We start from the raw sequence: 18,301 nt of genomic DNA, 5'->3' as shown, positions 1-18,301 counted from the left end.
CTAGTCTATAATATCCAAGGCTTTTGAAAACTCATCTTCAAAAAGCCATTTTTGGTTTTGGGTTTCTGTATATATTTTTAAAATACGGTCTTTAAATTCAGGTAGTACACCATGAAGCGAAGCAAACTGTATCACTTCATTGAATGAATTCAGCATACTTCTAAAGAAAGAATCGGGCACATTTTTCTCCAATGAAAAGGTCTGGGCAATTTCGAGGTTAAAGCACATAACATCTACTATTAAATGTGGGTCAACACCTAATTTAATGAAATGCTTAAAGAATTTTTGAGCTACCGAACGTCTTGCTTTCGGTCGTTTTCTTTTTAAGGGGAAGTATTCATTTGAAATTTTAGCCTTTGCGTCTTGCACCAATTTATCCTCTTTCGGATTAAACGCAAAATCATAATACGTTTTTACCGTAGGGAATTTTTCATATAACTCTACTATCTGCTCTTCCAATGCTTTTTTGGGTAGTTTGGAGAGATATGTTTTTAAGGCCCTTTTACTCATAAAAAATGTGTGTATTAGTTCAAAAATAAGTTATACTGCTTTAAAGTCCTAAATGCATAATACTTTGTTAAACCTTATAAATAGTGTAGAAGTATAGTGCAGATTCTTTGGTAAAGACAATAATAAGTGGTATACTGTAAACTTGTAGAACTTCTAAATTCCATACACACATATGAGGCAACTAAAGATAATTAAGCAGGTAACGAATCGTGAATCAAAATCACTCGATAAATACTTGCAAGATATCAGTAAAATAGATTTGATTACTGCGAATGAAGAAGTAGAATTAGCGCAGAAGATTAGGGAAGGTAGCCAAGCAGCTTTGGAAAAATTAACTACAGCAAATTTAAGATTTGTTGTTTCCGTGGCAAAACAATATCAAAATCAGGGTCTTAAATTACCCGATTTAATAAACGAAGGAAATTTAGGTTTAGTTAAAGCAGCAAAAAGATTTGATGAAACCAGAGGATTTAAATTTATATCCTATGCCGTGTGGTGGATCAGACAATCTATTCTACAAGCTTTAGCAGAACAGTCAAGAGTAGTTCGTTTACCATTGAACAAAATTGGTTCGATCAATAAGATTAAAAAGACATTTTCATATTTAGAGCAGGCACATGAGCGTCCGCCATCTCCAGAGGAAATTGCTAAAGAATTAGAAATGACCGTTTCTGAGGTAAAGCAATCTCTTAAGAATTCAGGTAGACACGTCTCTATGGATGCACCTTTACGTGAAGGTGAAGATTCTAACTTGTATGATGTTTTGCGTTCAGGTGAATCACCTAGACCGGATAATCAATTATTACAACAATCATTAAATACCGAAATCAATAGAGCTTTAGATACTTTATCGCCTAGAGAAGCTGATGTCGTTAAGTTATATTATGGTATTGGTGACCAGCAATCAATGACTTTGGCTGAAATTGGCCAAACATTCGATTTAACTAGAGAGCGAGTAAGACAAATACGTGAAAAGGCAATACGTAAATTACGTCATGCATCTAGAAGTAAGTTATTGAAAACGTATTTAGGATAAAATTAAATACTGTAAGAAAAAAGAAAGCGCCCGTATTAACGGGCGCTTTCTTTTTTCTTAATGTTGAACGTTAAGAATAGGTCAATTTGTTGATATTGAAATTTACAAGAATTGAATTTAAATCTTGGATAAAATTTTGATAAGATGAATGATCTTGATTTTGATGTGCCATGAGAATTTAATTTTTAGGTTTTTGTTCGGTTACCTTTTTACATGTAGTCCAACTCAACTAATTCGTTGATACTTAAAATTTCGTTTAAATCTTGAAGAAATACTAAGTATTCTTCACCGTAAGTGTCGTAAAGCATTTTTGTAGGTTTAAAATTTAAAAATGATTTGGGTAAATAAATCTTGAAGTAAATATATAGGGAACATACAGGTGCAACAATTAAATGTGGTGAACCTTTTTATTTTTGTTGTAAAACCTATAAAAAAGTATGTTAGCGAAAACGATTAGTTAAACTTCCATATCTACTATATTTTCCAGGAGTGCAGTTTATCTGATTTTTTAGTATTTAGTCGATATCGGCAAAACCAATAAGATAAAACTAATTTAAACCTCAGCTATACAACTATTATTAAATTATGGTATAACTAGTATATAGTAAGAACAGGTGTTTGTGTACCTCAACGAATTTAAAACCACTATAAAAAGCCCTTATAATCATATTACTCGCTACAATATGAACCGTATAATTTCGTTTTCAATTTACAATCATAGTTGACCTTTCTGGGTATTATTTGATTGTTTTACTAAAGATGAAATTAAAATGAATGTATACTCATATATGAACTCTAATTCCCTAACATTTAAGCTTCTATTATTTTTCATATTTCTAGGAAGTGTTGCGAAAAGTAGCGCGATGGTACCCTTACACTATAATACTAAAAAAATAGTGACCGAAGAATTGATCCTGAACAGCCATAGTTTTAATACACATCAACGAAGCTCTTTTACTTTCTTGTCGCAAAAGGAAACCATAGAACGCGGACTTACTATTTTGCATTTTCAAAATGATAAAAAAATAGAGTACAAAACATATGACACCTATGGTAGTAAAGAAGAGGTTGAAGAATTTTTAGCTACACTTTCTAAAATGATAATAGCAAATTCTAAAATAGCCATACTTGCTCATGATTCTGCTGCAGCCAATTTGTTAGGGTTTGAAAAACAGTTATTCGACTTAGGGTTTATTCAATTAAGTACTCTAAAAGGCCGACAAGCATACATCATGCATAATTTAAATGGTGTTATTACTGAGCAAGTTGATGATAATTCAATTACAAAGACCTTAGATGTACCTACTATAACAGGAAGTGAAGTTGTTTATTTTCCGAAAGAGACTTACGAATTTACACCTAACAATAATAGGTACATTGCTCATGCAGGCGGTGAGGTAAACGGAATAAAATCTACCGATTCTAAAAATGCATTAGATGAGAGTTATAAAAAAGGATTCCGCATTTTTGAGTTAGATATTATAGAAACCTCGGATGGAAAATTAGTAGCGGCACATGATTGGAATATGTGGGCTCGATTTACCGATTATACAGGAACCTTACCTCCTACCCATTCTCAGTTCATGAAACAAAAGATTTATGGAGATTACACAACCATGGATATGGATGGTATAAATGCTTGGTTCAAAAAACACCCAGATGCAACATTAGTAACAGATAAGGTAAACGACCCTATTGCCTTTGCCGAGGCTTTCATTGATAAAGACCGTCTAATTATGGAACTTTTTAGTGTTATGGCAGTTGAGAAAGCATCTCAGCATGGTATACATGCAATGATTTCCCAAGAGCCTTTAATGGCTATTAAGGGTGATAAAATTAATTTCCTAAAGGTTAACAATGTAAAATATGTGGCCCTATCAAGAAGAATTATCGCCAGTCAAAAGAAACTCATGTTACAATTAAAGGAAGCCGGGATTAAGGTATATGTTTACAACGTTAATTTTGACCCAGGCAAAGACGAAAAATATGTACAGGACAACGAATTTGGCCTTATCTACGGTATGTATGCCGATAAATGGATATCTGACATGAATTCTAATAGTGCATCTAAATAATAATTAATTCTAGAAAATAATTTTATTTAGCTAAATCAACGTATCTAAATCTAAAAATTGAATTGATAGGTAAGTCCCGCAGAAATTGAATAAAAGAAACTACCTGGATCAAAAGATTGTTCTTGGCGCAAAACTCCGATATTCGTTCGATACGAACTCAAACTGTTTTTACTGGTAAACTGATATTCACAACTTAAACGTTGTGATTCAATATATAGTAGAGTTTCAGCCAAAATCTGGTCTCCCGAAGAAAATTGTCTTAACTCTGGAGAAAATCCGATTCCGAAATTAACTCCCATATAGTTTTCTGCATCTTTTAAATATTTTCTAACCAATATATTTCCGGAAGCTTTAGTTAATTTATCATCGACACCAGGTGTTATAAATGAACGCAAAGAAAAATAATAATTGCCTCGATAATAACCTACAGAGTTCGTTATCGATTTAACGTTTCTTGTTGCAAAACTAATATATCGTCCACCGCCTGAAAATTCAAAACCACTTTTGTGATTGTAATAAATATCTCCACCAACTTTATGGTTAGGGTAAAGTTCTGAACTAGAATAGCCATAATTTACATAGGCATAGAATCCTTTTGCAATTTTCGGGTATAGGTCAATATCGAATTGAAGTCCATTTTTATCCAAACGATTACTATTATTTAATCTCGGGATAATACTACCGTACTTTGTTTGGCGCTTGTACGATATACTTGAAGAAATCACCGGATCAAAACGTTGATCAAATACCGTAACGGAACTATTGACCGCTATTCTATTCTTCAGCTTTTCTTCGGTTACCGGTGTCTTTCTTAAAAGTAGCGTACTATCGGTTTCAGTCTTTTCAACCAAAGCATTCTTGGCGTTGTTATTTTTTTTGTTTGTGCTAAAGTTGGTTACTATTTTATTCTCTACATTATACCAACCATCTTTCTGATATTCTAATCCATTTACCCCAGAAAAGGCTAATGCTTTTAATCGTAATAGTTCTTTATCCTCTTTTATATGAACTAAAGCCTTATTTGACAATCCTAAAGCGGTAGCGTAATTTTTAGCATACAATTCATTTTTTATAGCAGATATCCAAACATCTTTTTCCATTTTGTTTTTAGACAGTACTGCATTAAAATCTGACCGTGCTTTATCATAATCGCCTTTCCAAGAAAATGTACTCGCTAGCAAAGATTTTGCCTCTTGATTATCTGGACTATTTTTGGTAAAAACGCCAAGCATACGATTTGCCTGTGCATTTTTACCTTCATACGCCAATTGATAAGCAGTTTCAAAGCTTGGTGCATTAAGTTCCAAAGCAATTACATCTTGCCCCTTTACACTATATACACAAGCAATTAACATGATAATTGCAATATGGAGGTGTTTTTTTTTCATTATTTTATAATTCCCGCTGTACTTTTTGCACTACTAATCGCAACTTCATTAATTTTAATATTTGCTTTTCTAGCTTGACTTCGGGCACGTGAAATTTTTTCGGAAATTTCATTGGCACTGGCACTATTCTCTTCTACTGTTATTGTAAGCTCTAAAGCTTCCTTGGTTTTATCTGACCAAAAGTAGACATCGAACAAAGCAGCATAAGAATCAATATAATTTGGGTTGATTTTAATACACTCTTTTAGAATTTCAATGGCTTTGTCATGATTACCTTTCCACGAATTCACCCGTCCCATTAAAATCTTAGTGTCAATATGACTAGGGGCTTCAGATAAATTATAGCGACACAACAATAACGCTTTGTCCCAATTTTTATTCCATGCTAATTCCCTCGCCTTAAAATATCCCTTATCAGAATCTTTACCATCATACACACTATTTAGCCATATCGTTTCTGCATCGGTGAATTTTTCTTTCTGAATGGTAAAAATGGCAAGACTATCCGGTATTATTTTATTCTCTGTAGTGACGTACTGGTTAATAGATTTGAATCTTTCAAGAGTTGCTTCTACCGAACCCCCACCAAAAGCAGAACTTATATCCATGTTTTCGTCTATCGCCATAATATCCCCATCCGTATAGAGTTTTTCTCCACTTAAATACTCTTTCAGTTCATTCTTATTTCTCATTAAAGGAATATTCTTGGTAGACCTAAAAGCAGTTTGCATATCTAAAGCACCACCCATCCAGGCTACTTTTTTCGGCATTTTTAATTCGTATTGATCTCCTAATAATGCTAAAATGGAAGGTGTAACATCGAAATGAGATGAAACCGAACTCATTTTACGGGTAGTCTTTAACATGGGACTATACATAATTAAAGGCACATGAAAACGACTTATGTTATTACGTTGCGGAATTGGTATGAGCCTGTGATCGCCAGTAATAATGAAAATAGTATTCTCGTAATTTGGTTGTGATCTATACGCCTCCATAAACCATTTTATAGCCTCATCGGTATATAACAATGTAGCAAATACATTATCATTTTTCTCTATAACCTTTTCGACTCTTGAATCGAAATTACCTTTTGAAAGAATCGTCTCAACCTCACGCTCATAGTATTCTTGACTGGGCGGAATAAAAGGTTCATGCGTACTAATGGTCATATAAACCTCTAATCTAGGTTGATTTTCTTCTCGAGGTAGACTAATACTTTTTTTGAATAATTCTTTATCGGGATATCCCCAAGACGAACCAGCTGCATCTTCTGCCTGCTGTTCATAGTTAACTCCGAATCCTGATTTATCAAGTACAAAATCAACATTCTCACTATTGAGAAACCTATCTACCTTATCGAAAGAGCTATTTGTACCTTGATAAAATGATGTGTGGTAACCGTTATTTTTTAATACGCTAAATAGGGTAAGTTTATTAGGAAATTCTTCCAATTCCATAAATCCACTTTTCCCAAAAGGAAGTGATCCCAATAACGATGGTAATACCCCAAATGTTCGACCAGTGTTGCTTAAAAAATTTTCCCAGTATAAGGATTTAGTGGTCAAAGAATCTAAATAAGGCGTAAAGCCACCATATTCGGCACCTTCACCAACGAAATCTCTACCAAGACCTTCTACCATTATAAAAACGATATTAGGCTTTTGTTCTTTTAGGGTAAAATATTCCCCCAATACGTTTTCAATATTTGGCTTTTTCACCAAAGGATATTCTTCGGTAGAAGTATATGAATTGTCTTCAGTACTACTGCTATATAGGTTAACTACCAGATACTGTGTTTTGTTCTGATTGATTGGTTTACCATCGGTAAATAAAGATGCTACAAACAAGCTGAATAATACAATAGTAAAAGGATACATTTTACTGATTCGATGATAGACTTTCGAGGTAACCCTATATAAACCTAAGAAAAGACTAATCAAGATTACAACACCGATAAATAAATAAACAGAAATCATGAATCCGCCGGAGTTGGCTATAGTTATTTTCATGTCTGAATAACTATAACCCAATAAATCTGAACCTAATGGAACCAAAGTGGTACAATAATACCCGGTTAGCATAGCTTCAATAATCAATATGAAGCTTAGCAAGGCAAAAACAAGATTAAATCCATATTTGGATCTTAAGTTCTCCCAAAAATTGAAAGGAAAAACCATAATAATCCCTGTTATCGCCGTGAACCCTATTTGATGAACAATGGCTTTCAACAAGCTTATAGAGAAAATACTATCTAACACCCCTTTATAATATAGAACGCCATATTGAAAAAGTGTCAATACCAGCAAACATCCAAAAAAGGATATCATAAGCCTAGTGTATTGCTTTAATGTATATCTATCTATTGTACTCGTGTTCATTCTTTGATTTAAGTTGCTTTAGCAAAACCTTTTCTTACTTGAGATCCCCAACCAGATTTTACATTAAATAATTTTTTATAATTTCCTCTAACAGCAGCATAAACTACTATTGGATGGAATATGAAGGGCTCTAACAAGGCTAGACCCATTAATATTAAAATATCTTTTGTTTGCCTATATTGATTGTACGAGTATACATCCCAAAGAATGGCATAAAACGAAATCATTATAGAGAATAAGTAGATCGCTAAGGTTATCATTAAAAAGAACTCCCAATTAAGGATACCTAGGTATGCAAATAATATAACCGTGAAAAAGCCAAAAAACTCTAATAACGGAGAAAGCCATTCATAGAAAAACCAATAAGGATAACTTAACAAACCTAACCTACCGAATTTTGAATTGAATAGCATGTCTTTATGTTTGAACAAGGTTTCTAGATTACCACGGGCCCAACGATCTCTTTGGTTCACAAGAATTTTCAAGTCCTCAGGAACTTCTGTCCAGCATAAAGGATCAGGAATATATTCTATGGTATATGGTTCTTTTCGTTCATGCATATATCTACGCATTTTAAAAACTATTTCCATATCCTCCCCTACTGTTTTAGTATCATACCCCCCAACAGCTAAGGCTATTTCCCGTTCAAAAAATCCGAATGCACCAGATATAATTAATAAACTATCAATTCTACCCCAAGCCATTCTTCCTAAAATAAAGGAACGGGTATATTCTAATAATTGAAATCGAGCCAACCAATTTGAAGGCAATTTAATTTCTTCTAATTGTCCGCCTGCTATTATACACGAATTAGCTACTCGTATTACACCACCTACAGCAATAACACGTTTCTTAGACCTTTGAAAGAACGATTTTACCACATGCAATAAGGCGTCTGGTTGAAGTAAACAATCAACATCTATACAACCAACATACTTACTCGTAGACAAGGAAATCCCCGCATTTAAGGCATCCGATTTACCTCCATTCAATTTATCGACTACAGTCAACTTAGAGAAGGCCATGTTTTTAGACTTATATATAGCTTTTACCGGTTTCGATTTCCAATTAGGATCCATTTCGGTGTCGATTCTCACCAAGTCGTAAGCATTCTTTAGTTTTTGTAAAGTATCATCTTTACTTCCATCATTTACCACCATAACATCATAATTCACATATTGTAATGACAATAATGATCTAATATTTTCAACAATGGTCAGGCCTTCATTATAGGCGGGAGCAATTATAGTAATTGTTGGTGCTAAAGGAGAAGCCATGATTTTCGAAATATCCGTAAAGCTGTTTTTATTTCTATAATGAATAGAGTTTTTTGTGGAAAAATATGCCATAGCAGAAAACATGATAAATAATATCATGGTAAACAGAAAGAATACAAAATTGATGTATTCTAGTACAATGCCAAACAGTTCACTATCCATTTATCTTATTATATAAGGTGTTGGACATGGAGCATAGTTGGTCAAATATTGTAGAACCATTCTCGTTCGATTTCATCATTCTTTTGGAAGCCTCACTCAGGCATAATTCAAAATCTACATTGAATAGCGGGTTATTATTTTCAACAGTATTAATTTCTTCTACATTAGCTACAACTATCTGTGATTTAATATGTTTTAATACCGCATTAGCAGATTTAGCTAAAGTTTTTGATTCGGTATTAATTATGGATTCCAATAATTGAATTTCTTTTTTATCACCGATTCTTTTAATCTCTTGTAACAATATTAGCTTAGTTTCCTTATCTGAATGATTATACACTTCAGTAAAAACACTTTCTGCTAAATCATTCTTTGATGAGAATAATTCATTAGGACGAGGTGATTGATATAAGAACCTTTGTATCAATTCATTTGTTCGGTCTAAAATTAATGGTGAGGTATTTTCAGCTAGTAATTCTTGAAGCATCGGTAATTCTCTGCAATCACCCATTTCTGCAATGTTCTCTAACAGTACCATCGTGTCAAGTTCATCCTGCAACATAAAATTGGCAGAAAAAGTAACGGTATCGTTTTCAAATGATATTAATTGCTCCTTTGAGACTTCAGCATCTTGATTAGAATCAATGTCTGAAACATTTGTCCAATCTATTTCCTCAATTACATTTTCTTGAAATGAATCAATTTGATTTTCAATTTCAATAGGTTCTATTTCTAAATCTTCATCTAAAGAAAACAAGACGACAAAGTCATTATCTTCATCATTAATTTTAACCTCTTCAATGTTTGGGTTAGAAATTATCAATGGTAAAAAGTCAAAAGTCAATACTCGTTCTTCTTCCAGAACAGTTTCAAGATCTGTGCTAATAGCTTCTTCTTCCTTAATATTATCATTATCTACTTTTGGCAAGAAGCTTAAGTCGATTTCAGAAATTGAATCAACAATAACGCTTTGTTCTAAACTTGTTATCTCTTCACTAACATTAGTATCTACCTTATATTCTAATTCATTTATTTCTTGTTCAGCAAGTTCTAAATGTTCATCAGAATTAATTCTCACAATCTGTTCATCAATAATTGGTTCATTTGCTTCTTCTACAATCAATTCTTCTACAACCTCATTTATATTTTGGGAAATGATTTCTAGTGATTGAGTAGTAACCTCATTTGCCATATCATCTTGCACATCATTAACATCCTTATCACTCTCAACTTCACTTGAGAAATAATCAGAACTAGATATATTCTTGGTAGGTAGTATACTTTCAGGGTCAATTTTGTTTAACGTCCCCAGAACTTTACTTTTTATATTAAAATTTCTTTCTTTCTTTTTTAACTTTTCTAAGAACTCTACATCTGATTTTGAACCTATTTCTCCTATAGTATCTAGAATTGCGATCTTTATGTCATTGCTAGCTTTGCCATACACCATTTTTAATGTAGGTAAGGCACTTACAAATAAGAACTCCTTAATACAATCAATTGCCTCTGCTTGTATGTCTCTCTTTTTATGCTTTAATAGCGTAATAATAGATTGTTCGGCATCACTTTGTTTATAATATTTAATTAGTCTTAAAGAGAAAAGTACAACATGAATATTGGTAGATGTAAGCCACAAACCAAATGATGGTGGCTCAAAATTGGGCTTATGCCTTAGAACGTCCAAAAGTTTTAATTGCTGCCATTCCGAAATCTTATACTTCGTATTATCAAGAAAATATCCAATACCTTCTTCCTTAAGGTTTACGACCGCTATTTCAGCTTGTTTACGAACGGTACCTTGCCTATGATTTATAAATTTAATAATCAGACTATATGATTCCATAACCTCCATAGTGGTTAATTCTAGAATTCCACTTGAAATAATTTGCCATCTTCTGCTCGCTAATTTTTCAAATGCTTCATTATGCAGACCTAAGTCTTTATAAAGCTCAATAAGTACTGTTTGTGATTGGCCAGACAAATCTTTTCGCAAATCTAGCAGTACTTCAGTTAAAACGCTTCTATCAAAGTTGTCTTTGATTAATTCCCTAATCTGAATTTTTAGGTTCAAATAGTTCATTTTTTCCTCTTTACTATTAGAGTCTTCATAAAAAAGAAACTCACTGATCATTGGAGAAAGTTCTATCTTTTTATCTTTTGTGCGACCGCTATTAGAGGTTATTCGATTTCTGATTAAAAAAATCCCAATAAAATACAATAAAGCCAATACCATAAATAAAATGGATAGCCACCAGAGATATTCCAAATTGAATTCTGGGGCAGTAATTAGCGATATTTTTATTTGTCTTGGGGGAATCAACAAACTTCTTTATTTATTTTTTATTAATTTCTCTTGCTACACGAACTAATAATTCGGTTGGACTTACAGGCTTCGTGATGAAATCATTTGCACCAAGTTCAAACGCGCTTAACACATTTTGTTCATTACCAGCAGATGAAATTATAATTATGGGTGTATTCGATTTTAATTCGTTTCTAACATAATCAATTAGCTCAATACCAGAAAAATATGGCATCATGATATCGCTAACAATGATATCAGGCATTTCAGTTTTTAGATATTCTTTAACCTCCTTACCGTTCAATGAATGGTGTACTTCATAACCACCCTTTTTTAACCTGAAGTTTAACAACGAAGCTAAAAGTTGGTCATCATCTGCTAATAGTACACGTTTACCCATATTATTTCTTATTCAATTTTTCTAAATCAATATTCAAGTTATTTTCTAACAAAGGATAATCATTTAGGAACAATTCGTACAACTCTTTAACCTTGTCAGGTTCATTTGCTTTACAATTAGCTTCTAACTCAACTATTAAGTTTCGCATACCTTTAGCCTTAAGCATAGCAAAACTAGCCTTAAGCTTATGTGCAGAAAAGGCAATTTCTACTAGATTATCCGTTTTTAGATGAATTCTGACATTTCCCATAAATTCAAGAACGTTAGTCTTAAAAAGCTTAATCAGTTCATTTAGCATTTCTAGCTCGCCAAAACAATCATCTAAAAGACTATTAAGGTCAATAACGGTAGTTTCCTTTGGTTCTATCATTTGTTTTTGAAGTATTGATTTAAACTCATCAGTTGGGGTATTCTCTCTTTTGTTACTTATTATAATTGACATTAAGTCATTTAAGGTATAAGGCTTTAATAAAAAATCATTGATACCTATTGACTCACAATCCTTACCATCTTGTTCAGTAAAATCAGCACTAAAAGCTACAATTGGCGTTTTGCTTATAATTGGGTTCTCATTTGACCTAATAACCTTAGACATTTCAAATCCGTCTAAATTTGGCATCTTTAAATCCATCAGAATCAGGTCTACTTTTTTTGCTGCTAAAATGTTCAAACCTTTTTTAAGGGTTACATTGGTATATACATTACAGCCCCATTTGGTCAACTGCTCTAATATTAAATGTTGATTCATCAAGTTATCTTCGAATACCATAATTTCGGTTCCCTCCAATAACTTCTTCGCTTCCTTAATATCAAAATCATTTGTCTTTTCAATTGGTAGGTTGTTTAAATCTCCCTTAGAAAATGGTAATGTGAAAGAAACTGTAGTTCCTTTACCTACTACACTGCTAATTTCTATTTCACCATTTTGTTTTTCAATAATTTCTTTCGTAATAGATAAACCTAATCCAGTACCACCATATTTAATGTATGTGTCATTATCAGCTTGCGAATAGCGTTCGAAAATAGAATTTATCTTTTCTTTTGAAATACCAATTCCTGTATCAGAAACAGAAAATTCTAACACATAATTATTTTCATTAACTTCCTTAACAATAACATCCAACTTTATAAATCCTCCATTTACAAATTTGATGGAGTTACCAACTAGATTTAAAATTATTTGTGAAAGTTTTGATGGATCACCCTTTATTACCTGAGGAACACTCTTATCGATATCAATAATCAGTTCTACTTTACTATCGACTAACAATGTCTCACACAAGAACATAACATCATTAAGTAAACTATGTAGTTTAAAATCTATAGATTCAAAACTTGTATTACCAGAAGATATTTTTGAATAGTCTAAAACTTCATTGATTAGCTTTAACAATGTATTGGAAGCAAACTGAATAGCTTCAACTTTTTTTTGCTGACTCGTAGTTAGTCTTTCTTCCTTAAGTAGGTTTGCAAAACCAATTATACTGCTTAATGGAGTTCGTATTTCATGACTCACATGGGTAATGAATTCTTTTTGTGATACTTCTTGTTTATCAAAAACCATAAGTGGCTCTTTTTTAAGAGAATCACTATTTTGATTTGGAGAATAAATTTGCCTTTCTAAACTAGATTTAAAACTGTTAAAAGAATTCTTTAACTCCTTGGCTTCATTAACACTTAATTCCTCAAAAGAGAAATCACTTACCGAGCGCTCTAGCTGAGATAATTGATCAAGTAAACCTGCAGTTTTAGTGATGGACATAAAATTCTATTCTTTAATTATTTCTCTAGAATGTTTTTAGAGTTTTTAAAAATGCGCCATTAAATACGTGACAACAATAAAATGTTTTCAAGGGTTGGTTATTTGTTGTGAATACCCTTAAATTGTAGGTCTAAAACTATCTAATGAAGCAGTTTATCTATTTATTTTGTTTTTTATTGGCAGTCTCTTGTGCAGAAAAGAAAGAAAAAGTAACAGAAACCACGCTTGACAAAGCAAAAAGAATACATGAAGATGTTATTACAATTGATACGCATAACGACATCAATGTCAATAACTTTACCGATAGTATTAACTACACCCAAAACCTAGAAACTCAGGTAAACTTACCAAAAATGAGAGAGGGTGGTTTAGATGTTTCTTGGTTGATTGTTTATACAGGTCAAGATACACTCACAGAGGCTGGTTATGCAAAAGCAAGAGAAAATGCCATACAAAAATTTGAAGCAATTCATAAGCTTTGTGAGGAATTAGCACCAGCCCAAATAGGTCTGGCATTGACTTCTGCAGATGTCAGGGAAATTATAGCCTCTGGTAAGAAAGTGGCAATGATCGGAGTAGAAAATGCGTACCCAATAGGTACCGACATGAGCCAGTTTAAGACCTACTTCGATTTGGGAGCACGATATATTTCGTTAGCTCACAATGGTCATAGTCAGTTTTGTGATTCAAATACAGGTGAGGCAGATGACAAATGGTTACATAATGGGTTAAGTGAATTAGGAAAAGAAGCTGTAAATGAGATGAATAGACTAGGAATCATGATTGATGTTTCACACCCATCAAAAGAAGCGATGAAGCAAATGATTTCACTTTCTAAAGCACCGATAATTGCATCACACTCTTCTGCTAGAGCTTTATGTAATCATAGTAGAAACCTAGATGATGAACAATTAATAATGATGAAAGAGAATGGCGGGGTTGTCCAAACAGTTGCATTTAGCTCCTATTTAAATACTGAAAAACACGAAGCCAGAGCGGCATATATGAAATCAATTTATCAGCAAGTAGCAGATTCATTGGGCATAGATTGGTATGAGCGTTCACAATTTTCGAGTTTAACTGATGCACAAAAGGAGAGCTTTATGGAGAATTATTCTAAAGTACTTAAAGTTGGCAAAGAACTAGTAAAAGATAAGTCGGATACACCCTCAGAGGTTAATGTTTCCGATTTTGTTGACCATATAGATTACATGGTCAAATTAATCGGTATCGACCATGTAGGTATAAGTTCAGATTTTGATGGCGGTGGAGGAATCGAAGGTTGGAATGACGCATCAGAAACTTTTAATGTAACCTTAGAACTCGTTGAACGTGGTTATACCCAAGAAGAAATTGCCAAATTATGGGGCGGTAACTTATTAAGGGTACTCGATGAGGTACAGGCCGTAGCAAAAAAAATGCTAAATAGTTAATCTATATCCCCTAAAGCGGCTAATCGATCCTTTACAAATTCAATTTTAGTTTTGCCATGTGGTGTTGGCTTTCCATTTTCACCCAAGTTCACCATAATGATGTTATCAACGGTAACGATGGTTTCATGGTTCATTTTATTACGAACCTCACAATTCAACGTTAACGATGTTTTGCCAAACTTTACAACCTCAATGCCAATCTCAATTACGTCACCTTGCTTGGCAGCACTCATGAAATTTATTTCTGACATATACTTTGTAACAATTTTCCCATTTTCAAGTTGAACTATGGTGTATAATGCAGCTTCCTCATCTATCCAAGCCAACAACCTGCCACCAAATAAAGTTCCATTTGAATTTAAATCTCCAGGCTTAACTAATTTTCTAGTATGAAATCTCATAGTCTTAAATTTTGAAAATATAGAATACAAAGTTATACCGAATATTAAAAAGTATACTACTTTTTAGAATAAGCCTTATCGATTTATCAATGCCATTGATTGTATAATCGTTTAGTTCCATTTTGATAAAATGTGCCTGACTGAAATACTATTTTCTTAATTACAAAAGGTATTATTTGAGTCTGCACCACCTTTGTTCATAACAGGTTAAAAACTAATTATGGGCTTTTCCTGTAGACTACATCTAATATGTACCTTTAAATAAAATCATAGCAAAGATGGATAGATCACAGAAATTACTATCGATACGCCCTTTAATTTCTTCTGCCAAAATAGTGCCGAACATGACCGAAGAAGAACGTTTTCAAAACCAGACCTTACGTCCTATATTAAAATTACAGAACGATTTATTATTAGCGGCATTTAAAAATTACATTAAAAAAATGAAAAATACGTTTTATGAGCTCAAGCTGGAAAAACGCATGAATTACATCACTAAATCAATTCAAAAGGATATTAAATTCCGAAATTCTTTAAAAGGTATGATAACTGGTCAATTTACGATTGAAGAATATGAGCTTTATATTCAAAATTCTTCAGCTTTAAATAAACGAATGATGAACATGGTCATTAAACGCCTACAAGATCAAATACAATATTTTGGCAATCTTGAATTAGTCTAACAACGATTCTCCATTTAAATTAGTAGTTAAAATATTACTCATCAAATCAAAATAAGGTTTTATCAATTTAAAACTTTGATCTATTCGGTCTGCGAAATTATTTGACAAAACCTCGTTATTCGAAAATTTTCTCACAAAAATAAATTGCTTTTTTCTAATGAATTCAATGTTTGGGTCTTCCTTTTCGAAACCTTTTGGTGCTGTTTTTAACTCCTCGCCTACCAACTGTCCCCAGACTTTTTTAAAAGTATCATTTTCAACAATTGCTACCAATTCAGTAGTATCTATCTCCCACTCTTTTCGTATACGTAGCAAATCCTCCTTTTCTGGATTCCAAAATCCTGTAGCAATAAAACTATTACCAGGTTCTATTTGTAAGTAATAACCACCGCGACGATGGTTACCAGCTCTAGCAAAGGAAGCCGAAAAATTACTTTTGTATGGTGTTTTATTTTTAGAGAAACGTACATCCCTATAAATTCTAAAAACTTTTAAGCGTTCAATTTCATCATGAGACTTTAGCTTTTCAAGTACGTAATTAAAAAAGCCTTTAACTTTTTCAGACTCTGTATTAAATTCTGTTTTATGTTCGGAAAACCACTCTCTATTATTGTTATTTTGAAGTGAATTTAAAAATTGGAAGGTACTCTTTGTAATATTTGTTTCTAACATACGACCTAGCTCTTGTTATTTTAAGCTAAAGTTAACCAATAGAAGAGAAGTACTTTTAGTTATTTGGTTAATTTTGACTAACTAATGTAGAACCATGGACCATCGATCAATAATCGACAAAATCAACGCTCACAAAAAACAGCCTAACCTAAGATTTCGGTTAAAAAGGAATGTAGAAAAATTCACAGACCTTCTTTTTTACACTCTCTTTGATATAGAAACCCCCGTTGCAGACAATTTAGGCATACTTCAATCCCAGTTTGATGAGCTTGTAGATTTAGCCTGCTGGCAGAGTGAAAAGCCCTGTAAAAAAGTTTGGGAGAATTATGTAGAAAAGCTACCGCAAGTTTTAGAAAGCCTAAACCTAGATGCTGAAGCAACAGTAAATTGTGATCCAGCTTCATTATCCATTGAGGAAGTTTATATGGCCTATCCAGGTTTTTATGCAATATCGGTATATCGTTTAGCACATGAACTGTATAAATTCGGGTTCCCACTTGTACCAAGATTAATGACCGAGTATGCGCATAGGCAAACTGGGGTAGACATTAATCCCGGAGCAAAAATTGGCAATTCATTTCACATTGACCATGGTACTGGTGTAGTAATTGGTGAAACTGCAGTGATAAAGAATGACGTGAAAATATATCAAGGGGTAACCTTAGGCGGACTTTTTGTCGCTAAGAATCTTCAAAAAACAAAACGTCACCCCACTATAGAGAATAACGTTACTATTTATGCAAATGCAACTATTTTGGGAGGTGACACTATTATTGGGGCTAATAGCGTAATCGGTGGAAATGCTTGGATTACAGCATCTGTTCCTCCTAATTCAACAGTTTTTCATGCCCCTGAAATTAAAATTAAAACTTTACCCAATGTCTAATTCTATACTTTCCCTAATTGGGAATACCCCTTTGGTAAAATCAAGAGTTCTTAATACGAACCCTAATGTTTCTTTATATTTTAAATTGGAGGGGCACAACCCTGGCGGTAGTGTAAAGGACCGTGCGGCTTACAATATGATAAAAACTGGAATTGAACAGGGAGATTTCAGTACAAATGATAAACTTATTGAAGCTACTAGTGGCAACACTGGTATTGCTTTAGCAATGATAGCCGGTATATACGGATTAGATATTGAACTAGTAATGCCTGAAAACGCAACAGTTGAACGCGTACAAACAATGCTCGCCTATGGAGCTAAAGTCACTTTAACTTCTAAAGAAGTTGGTATTGAAGGTGCGCGCGATTATGCAGAAAATAAAGTTGCCAATGAAGGTTACATCATGATGAACCAATTTGGAAACCCTAATAATTGGAAAGCACATTACAAAACTACTGGCCCTGAAATATGGAAAGACACAGAAGGTAAAATAACACATTTTGTCTCTTCTATGGGAACTACCGGCACAATAATGGGTACGTCAACTTTTTTGAAAGAAAAGAATAATGATATACAGATAGTAGGTGTTCAACCTTGTGATAATGCAAGTATACCTGGTATACGCAAATGGCCAAAAGAATATTTGCCGAAAATTTTTAATGCAAAAAAGGTAGATAGAATAATGGAAGTTAATGAAGAAGAAGCTAGAGCAATGGCCAAAAGACTTGCTAAGGAAGAAGGAATTTTTTCTGGTATGAGCAGTGGTGGAGCTGCCACCGTGGCTTTACGCTTAGCCGAAGAATTGGACCACGGAGTTATCGTCTCAATTGTCTGTGATCGAGGTGATCGATACCTTTCATCTAACCTATTCGATTAATCATTTTTTATTTTTTTAATATACAAAGAGAGCCAATATTGGCTCTCTTTGTATAT

At 33.2% G+C, this 18,301-nt stretch carries 15 protein-coding genes; 6 read left to right on the top strand and 9 right to left on the bottom strand.

What is annotated here, in order from left to right:
• Positions 1-510, bottom strand: coding sequence for a DUF6155 family protein (locus tag AACZ41_RS04940; protein ID WP_339627217.1), 510 nt, complete (start codon positions 508-510; stop codon positions 1-3).
• Positions 511-682: 172 nt separating this feature from the next.
• On the opposite strand from AACZ41_RS04940, the gene AACZ41_RS04935 reads away from it, so the two are divergent.
• The gene (locus tag AACZ41_RS04935; RefSeq protein WP_079513021.1) at positions 683-1,546 is read left to right on the top strand and encodes an RNA polymerase sigma factor RpoD/SigA; all 864 of its coding nucleotides are present in this window, start codon (positions 683-685) and stop codon (positions 1,544-1,546) included.
• 863 nt (positions 1,547-2,409) lie between these two features.
• Entirely contained in the window at positions 2,410-3,621 is a 1,212-nt protein-coding gene (locus AACZ41_RS04930; protein ID WP_339627211.1) for a hypothetical protein, read from the top strand.
• A 50-nt stretch (positions 3,622-3,671) separates the two neighbouring features.
• Here AACZ41_RS04930 and AACZ41_RS04925 read toward each other — a convergent pair whose 3' ends face one another.
• The 6 genes from AACZ41_RS04925 to AACZ41_RS04900 are packed head-to-tail and all read right to left on the bottom strand — an operon-like array spanning position 3,672 to position 13,293.
• A complete protein-coding gene (locus AACZ41_RS04925) occupies positions 3,672-5,009 on the bottom strand; it encodes a YaiO family outer membrane beta-barrel protein (protein ID WP_339627209.1) in 1,338 nt (445 codons plus the stop codon).
• A complete protein-coding gene (locus AACZ41_RS04920) occupies positions 5,009-7,390 on the bottom strand; it encodes a sulfatase-like hydrolase/transferase (RefSeq protein WP_339627207.1) in 2,382 nt (793 codons plus the stop codon). The genes AACZ41_RS04925 and AACZ41_RS04920 overlap by 1 nt, the downstream gene beginning before the upstream one ends.
• A gap of 8 nt (positions 7,391-7,398) precedes the next feature.
• Positions 7,399-8,829: a glycosyltransferase gene (locus tag AACZ41_RS04915; protein WP_339627205.1), complete on the bottom strand. Its 1,431-nt coding sequence runs from the start codon at positions 8,827-8,829 to the stop codon at positions 7,399-7,401.
• Positions 8,822-11,149: a hypothetical protein gene (locus AACZ41_RS04910; RefSeq protein ID WP_339627203.1), complete on the bottom strand. Its 2,328-nt coding sequence runs from the start codon at positions 11,147-11,149 to the stop codon at positions 8,822-8,824. The genes AACZ41_RS04915 and AACZ41_RS04910 overlap by 8 nt, the downstream gene beginning before the upstream one ends.
• A gap of 13 nt (positions 11,150-11,162) precedes the next feature.
• The gene (locus AACZ41_RS04905) at positions 11,163-11,531 is read right to left on the bottom strand and encodes a response regulator transcription factor (protein ID WP_339627201.1); all 369 of its coding nucleotides are present in this window, start codon (positions 11,529-11,531) and stop codon (positions 11,163-11,165) included.
• Between the two features lies 1 nt (position 11,532).
• Entirely contained in the window at positions 11,533-13,293 is a 1,761-nt protein-coding gene (locus AACZ41_RS04900; protein ID WP_339627199.1) for an ATP-binding protein, read from the bottom strand.
• Positions 13,294-13,436: 143 nt separating this feature from the next.
• Here AACZ41_RS04900 and AACZ41_RS04895 point away from each other — a divergent pair, with 143 nt between their 5' ends.
• Positions 13,437-14,726, top strand: coding sequence for a dipeptidase (locus AACZ41_RS04895; protein ID WP_339627197.1), 1,290 nt, complete (start codon positions 13,437-13,439; stop codon positions 14,724-14,726).
• On the opposite strand, the gene AACZ41_RS04890 is transcribed toward AACZ41_RS04895, so the two are convergent.
• The gene (locus AACZ41_RS04890) at positions 14,723-15,127 is read right to left on the bottom strand and encodes a hotdog domain-containing protein (RefSeq protein WP_339627195.1); all 405 of its coding nucleotides are present in this window, start codon (positions 15,125-15,127) and stop codon (positions 14,723-14,725) included. The two genes, AACZ41_RS04895 and AACZ41_RS04890, sit on opposite strands and share 4 nt — an antisense overlap.
• 278 nt (positions 15,128-15,405) lie before the next feature.
• On the opposite strand from AACZ41_RS04890, the gene AACZ41_RS04885 reads away from it, so the two are divergent.
• Positions 15,406-15,810, top strand: coding sequence for a glyoxalase (locus tag AACZ41_RS04885; protein WP_339627193.1), 405 nt, complete (start codon positions 15,406-15,408; stop codon positions 15,808-15,810).
• Here the strand turns inward: AACZ41_RS04885 and AACZ41_RS04880 are convergent.
• Positions 15,802-16,482, bottom strand: coding sequence for a DUF2461 domain-containing protein (locus tag AACZ41_RS04880; RefSeq protein ID WP_339627191.1), 681 nt, complete (start codon positions 16,480-16,482; stop codon positions 15,802-15,804). The two genes, AACZ41_RS04885 and AACZ41_RS04880, sit on opposite strands and share 9 nt — an antisense overlap.
• Positions 16,483-16,576: 94 nt before the next feature.
• Here AACZ41_RS04880 and epsC point away from each other — a divergent pair, with 94 nt between their 5' ends.
• Positions 16,577-17,368 carry a serine O-acetyltransferase EpsC gene (gene epsC, locus AACZ41_RS04875; RefSeq protein ID WP_339627189.1) on the top strand — a complete coding sequence of 264 codons (792 nt, stop codon included), beginning with the start codon at positions 16,577-16,579 and terminating at the stop codon, positions 17,366-17,368.
• Positions 17,361-18,245, top strand: coding sequence for a cysteine synthase CysM (gene cysM / locus AACZ41_RS04870; RefSeq protein ID WP_339627187.1), 885 nt, complete (start codon positions 17,361-17,363; stop codon positions 18,243-18,245). Before epsC ends, cysM begins: the two co-directional genes overlap by 8 nt.
• Positions 18,246-18,301 lie beyond the last annotated feature (56 nt).

The organism is uncultured Maribacter sp. (assembly GCF_963974015.1).
In the GTDB taxonomy this organism is placed as follows: domain Bacteria; phylum Bacteroidota; class Bacteroidia; order Flavobacteriales; family Flavobacteriaceae; genus Maribacter.
This window is presented reverse-complemented; position numbering and strand designations above follow the sequence as displayed.

Excerpts from the sequence above, each read along its gene's own strand:
- AACZ41_RS04940 (WP_339627217.1), bottom strand. The coding sequence starts at position 510 with ATGAGTAAAAGGGCCTTAAAAACATATCTCTCCAAACTACCCAAAAAA.
- AACZ41_RS04935 (WP_079513021.1), top strand. The coding sequence starts at position 683 with ATGAGGCAACTAAAGATAATTAAGCAGGTAACGAATCGTGAATCAAAA.
- AACZ41_RS04930 (WP_339627211.1), top strand. The coding sequence starts at position 2,410 with ATGGTACCCTTACACTATAATACTAAAAAAATAGTGACCGAAGAATTG.
- AACZ41_RS04925 (WP_339627209.1), bottom strand. The coding sequence starts at position 5,009 with ATGAAAAAAAAACACCTCCATATTGCAATTATCATGTTAATTGCTTGT.
- AACZ41_RS04920 (WP_339627207.1), bottom strand. The coding sequence starts at position 7,390 with ATGAACACGAGTACAATAGATAGATATACATTAAAGCAATACACTAGG.
- AACZ41_RS04915 (WP_339627205.1), bottom strand. The coding sequence starts at position 8,829 with ATGGATAGTGAACTGTTTGGCATTGTACTAGAATACATCAATTTTGTA.
- AACZ41_RS04905 (WP_339627201.1), bottom strand. The coding sequence starts at position 11,531 with ATGGGTAAACGTGTACTATTAGCAGATGATGACCAACTTTTAGCTTCG.
- AACZ41_RS04900 (WP_339627199.1), bottom strand. The coding sequence starts at position 13,293 with ATGTCCATCACTAAAACTGCAGGTTTACTTGATCAATTATCTCAGCTA.
- AACZ41_RS04895 (WP_339627197.1), top strand. The coding sequence starts at position 13,437 with ATGAAGCAGTTTATCTATTTATTTTGTTTTTTATTGGCAGTCTCTTGT.
- AACZ41_RS04890 (WP_339627195.1), bottom strand. The coding sequence starts at position 15,127 with ATGAGATTTCATACTAGAAAATTAGTTAAGCCTGGAGATTTAAATTCA.
- AACZ41_RS04885 (WP_339627193.1), top strand. The coding sequence starts at position 15,406 with ATGGATAGATCACAGAAATTACTATCGATACGCCCTTTAATTTCTTCT.
- AACZ41_RS04880 (WP_339627191.1), bottom strand. The coding sequence starts at position 16,482 with ATGTTAGAAACAAATATTACAAAGAGTACCTTCCAATTTTTAAATTCA.
- epsC (WP_339627189.1), top strand. The coding sequence starts at position 16,577 with ATGGACCATCGATCAATAATCGACAAAATCAACGCTCACAAAAAACAG.
- cysM (WP_339627187.1), top strand. The coding sequence starts at position 17,361 with ATGTCTAATTCTATACTTTCCCTAATTGGGAATACCCCTTTGGTAAAA.